At 60.9% G+C, this 4673-nt stretch carries 2 protein-coding genes and 1 pseudogene; 1 reads left to right on the forward strand and 2 read right to left on the reverse strand.

Translation table 11 applies throughout. The annotated features are described in order from the left end of the window. Positions 1 to 1243: Ig-like domain-containing protein (locus tag Q0K15_RS10600; protein ID WP_365933904.1), on the reverse strand; the 1243-nt coding region annotated here is incomplete at its 3' end. 108 nt (positions 1244 to 1351) lie between these two features. After that, positions 1352 to 2665: a conjugal transfer protein TraL gene (locus Q0K15_RS10605; RefSeq protein ID WP_294515814.1), complete on the reverse strand. Its 1314-nt coding sequence runs from the start codon at positions 2663 to 2665 to the stop codon at positions 1352 to 1354. Positions 2666 to 3024: 359 nt separating this feature from the next. On the opposite strand from Q0K15_RS10605, the pseudogene Q0K15_RS10610 reads away from it, so the two are divergent. Then, positions 3025 to 4673 (forward strand): annotated as a pseudogene (locus Q0K15_RS10610) (DNA-directed RNA polymerase subunit beta); the annotation flags it as partial.

The raw sequence follows: 4673 nt of genomic DNA on the forward strand, positions 1-4673 counted from the left end.
TGCCCACCGTGCCGGAGGTGGGAGAGACGGTCACGCCGGTGACCGGGACGTTGCCTTGGTTCACAGTGACGGTGCAGTTAGCGGTCTTGCCACCGTCGGCGGTGGTGACCTGAATGGTGGCGGTGCCGACGGCCTTGCCGGTGACCTTGCCGTTCTGGTCCACGGTGGCGATGTTTTCATGGAGCGACTTCCAGGTTACGGCCTTGTTGGTGGCGTTGGTGGGCTGCACTGTGGCGGTGAGCTGAAGGGTACCGTTGATGCCCACCGTGCCGGAGGTGGGAGAGACGGTCACGCCGGTGACCGGGACGTTGCCTTGGTTCACAGTGACGGTGCAGGGATTGGAGACTTTTCCATCAATGGTGACGGTGACGGTGGCGATGCCAGCGGCCTTAGCGGTGATTTTACCGGAAGAGGGGTCCACAGAAGCGATGGTGGAGGCATTGCTGGCCCAGACGATACTCTTGGGCTTTGCCTCACTGGGGATGATCACGGGAGTCAGCGTGGACTCCTGCCCCACGGTGAGAGACAACGTGCTGGGAATGGTAACGCTCTCCACCGGCTTTTCCACCGGGACGGGCTCAGAGACTTTAATGGTACAATCTTTGGTAATTTTAGGATCTTCTGTTGAGGTGGCGGTAATTGTCACTTCACCGACGGACTGGGCAGTTACCTTGGCCCCGTCCAGAGTGACGATACCGCTGGGAGAAGCCGACCACGTCACTTGGTTGTTTCCACTGCCCGAGCTGTAATTCACCGTGGCCGACAGGGTACAGCTCTCACCGACCTTCAGATCCTGATTTCCGGAAATCGTAATGCTTTCAACTTTGATTTCAGGTTCGGGATCACGGATGGTGATACTACATGACGCAGATTTTCCCTCCACAGTAGCGGTTACAGTGATCGGGGTAGAACTGGCTTTTTTAGCTTCAACGGTAGCAGAAGCATCGTTTTCCCCTTGGGGAGTCACGGTAAGATACTCAGAAGAATCGGGAGAGGTGCTCCATTGAACTTGCTTGCTGTCAGTTGTATCATCCGGATTATAGGTAACTGTCAATGTGACACTTTTGCCAATGTCAAGGGTATAATTTGATTCATTTAAAGAAATGTTTTGTAGGGGTTTATCATCTTGAGGAGACGGTCCATCAGGACCTTCCGCCGCCCATGCGGTGGGCAGCATGGTAAAAATCATGGCCAGGGCCAGAAGCGCCGAGAGAATCCGGGCGCGTGAGCGTGTTTTCATCATAAAAGACTCCTTCCAAACTCTGTTTTGCTTGGTGTGCGCTCATCTATATCATACATCGATTTTAGACGGAGAAATGTGACAAAGGTTTCAAAAAATTCTTACAAATTTCTAAGGAGTTTTGTTAGAAGGGCGATAGACCTCTGAAGCAAGGGAGATGAGGGCCAAAAGAAGGGCGCACAGCAGCAGAAGAGAACCCAGCCCCATGGGGAAGGCGTAGCGCAGGAGCAGATAGGCGTGGTAGGCCCCCAGGGAGGCGATCTGGGTGAGGACGGCGGGCGGGATGCCCCGGCGGTCGGTGCAGGCCCAGGTCAGGGTGAGAACGTCGGCCAGGAAGAAGTAGCGGTCGTGCATGTGGGGCAGGAGGAGGGGGATGCCGATGGCAAAGACCACCCCTGCCAGAAAGACGGCCCGGCGGGAGAGGTCCTTCCGCCGGAGAAGCAGACAGCCCAGCACCCCCAGCACCAGGACGAAGGCGGCCAGGATGCCCGCCCGGGCGGCGAGGGCAACGTTGACCGGCATGTCGGAGGGAATCAGGGCGTAGAGGGAGGGGGCGTTGAGGGTGAGGTAGGCGTTGTACTCGGCGGCCTGGCCGAAGTAGACCCCCAGCACGTCCCCCAGGGGCTTGCCCAGGGCCAGGGCGGGGAGGACGGAGAGCACACAGGCGGCGGGGAACCACAGCAGGTGCCGGAACCGGGTGCGCCCGGACATCCACAGCACCGCCCACACGGGCAGAAGAAAGACGGTCTGGAGCTTGCAGGCGAAGGCCAGTCCCGCCAGGAAGGCGGAGGAACGGGGCCGCCCTTCCAGGCCGGCGGCCAGGCCGTGGAGGCACAGGGCACCATAGATGGCGTCGCACTGGGCCCAGGCCGAAGCGTTGAGGATCACCGTGGGCAGTAGCAGGAGGAGGCAGAAGGCGGCGGCGCCCCGGTACTGGCCTCCGGGGACCAGGGCCCGCACCAGCCGGCAGCCGCCCCAGGCCAATATCACATCAAAGAGGATGGAGAAGAGCTTGATGAGGTAGAGGTCGTAGATGGGCAGGTAGGAGATGGCGGCCAGGAAGTAGAGGTAGGGGGCGGTGTAGTTCCCCTTGGGGAGAGCTACCGCCGCCCAGCCGCCGTTTTCCCGGAAAAAGGCGGCCCAGTCGGAGAGAAAGGTCACATAGTCGTCGGTGACGTGGTCCAGGAGCAGGGTGCGCAGCAGGAGGGCCAGCCCCACCGGTACGAGGGCAAGGCATACCGTCTCCCACCGCCGGCAGCACAGGAAGAGAAGGGCGGCGGACAGGAGGAAGAGAAACACGAGCGCACACATGACGAAGGGCCGGGAAGCGGCCTGGGAGAGGCCCGCCGCCCGGGCCAGGGCACACAGCAGCAGGGCCGTGCCGCCGCCCAGACAGCACAGGGGGAGGGGGTGGAGACGGGACATAAAAAACCTCCTGATACGAAAAAAAGTTCGGATCACTCCGAACTTTCCAGGCAAAAGACTTGACGTGGGAAAAACTGCATGGTATACTTAAATGCTCTCGTGTGACTGCCACCATTTTGAGAGACCCTCCCACGGTGGGTCAAGTATAACAGTTTTGGTGGATATGCGCAAGAGGAAAGCACAAACAAAGCAACAACGCCGCCGCGTGTGTCGAGCATGGCGGGAGCGGCGTTTTTGGCCAATTCCACGGGAAGCGGCCTGAGCAGCCATGAGAAAACAGCCGAAAGCCGCTGCTTTTGGCGCCGAATGCGAGAAAACGGAGTGTGATTTTCGGAATGGTCAACGACAACCTGAACGGCATGGTCAAGGATGTCTATTACGGCAAGACCCTGCGCAAGAGCTATGCCCGCCACCAGGAGATTCTGGAGATGCCCTACCTGCTGGACGTCCAGAAGCATTCCTACCAGTGGTTCCTGGACACCGGCCTGCGGGAAGTCTTCAAGGATGTGGCCGCCATCACGGACTACGCGGGCAACCTGGAGCTGAGCTTCATCGACTACACCATGGATGAGGCCCCCAAGTACAACGTGGAGGAGTGCAAGGCCCGGGACGCCACGTACGCCGCCCCCATCAAGGTCCGTGTGCGCCTGCGCAACAAGGAGACCGAGGAGATCAAGGAGCAGGAGATCTTCATGGGCGACTTCCCCCTGATGACCAACGCCGGCACCTTCGTCATCAACGGCGCTGAGCGTGTCATCGTCTCCCAGATCGTCCGTTCCCCCGGCGTCTACTTCGCCAAGAACGAGGACAAGGCGGGCAACGTCACCTTCGGCACCACCGTCATCCCCTACCGCGGCGCCTGGCTGGAGTATGAGACCGATCTCTCCGACATCTTCTATGTCCGCATCGACAAGAACCGCAAGCTGCCCATCACCTGCCTCATCCGGGCGGTGGGTCCCCGCACCGATGCCGAGATCATCGACATGTTCGGCGAGGATGCCCGCATCCTGGCCACCATGGAGAAGGACACCTGCAAGACCCGGGAGGACGCCCTCCTGGAGATCTACCGCAAGCTGCGCCCCGGTGAGCCCCCCACGGTGGACTCCGCCGAGAGCCTCTTGAACGCCCTCTTCTTTGACCCCCGCCGGTATGACCTGTCCGCCGTGGGCCGCTACAAGTTCAACAAGAAGCTGGCCATCTGGCCCCGTCTGAGCGGCCAGAAGCTGGCCCTGCCCATCGCCGACCCCATGACCGGCGAGATCATTGCCGAGGCCGGCGAGGTCCTGACCCGGGAGCGGGCCCAGGCCATCGAGGCCAAGGGTGTCAACGAGGCCGTCATCGACCTGGAGGGCACCCTGGTGCGGGTATTCTCCAACAGCATGGTGGATGCCAAGGGCTTCCTGCCCTTCGATCCCGAGGAGTGCGGCATCACCGAGAAGGTCTACTTCCCCCTCCTCCGGGAGCTGCTGGAGCAGTACGCCGGGGATGAGGAGGGCCTGAAGGAGGCCGTGAAGGACCGGGTGGACGACCTGGTGCCCAAGCACATCTTCGTGGAAGACATCATGTCCTCCATCAACTACCTCAACTGCCTGGCCAACGGCGTGGGCACCCACGACGACATCGACCACCTGGGCAACCGCCGCCTGCGCTGCGTGGGCGAGCTGCTCCAGAACCAGTTCCGCATCGGCTTCAGCCGCATGGAGCGTGTCATCCGGGAGCGCATGACCATCCAGGATCTGGACATCGTCACCCCCCAGTCCCTCATCAACATCCGGCCTGTCACCGCCGCCATCAAGGAGTTCTTCGGCTCCTCCCCCCTGAGCCAGTTCATGGACCAGACCAACCCTCTGGCTGAGCTGACCCACAAGCGCCGTATGTCCGCTCTGGGCCCCGGCGGTCTGTCCCGTGACCGCGCCTCCTTTGACGTCCGTGATATTCACTACTCCCACTACGGCCGTCTGTGCCCCATTGAGACCCCCGAAGGTCCCAACATCGGCCTGATCTCCTA

Source organism: uncultured Intestinimonas sp. (assembly GCF_944387245.1).
In the GTDB taxonomy this organism is placed as follows: domain Bacteria; phylum Bacillota; class Clostridia; order Oscillospirales; family Oscillospiraceae; genus Intestinimonas.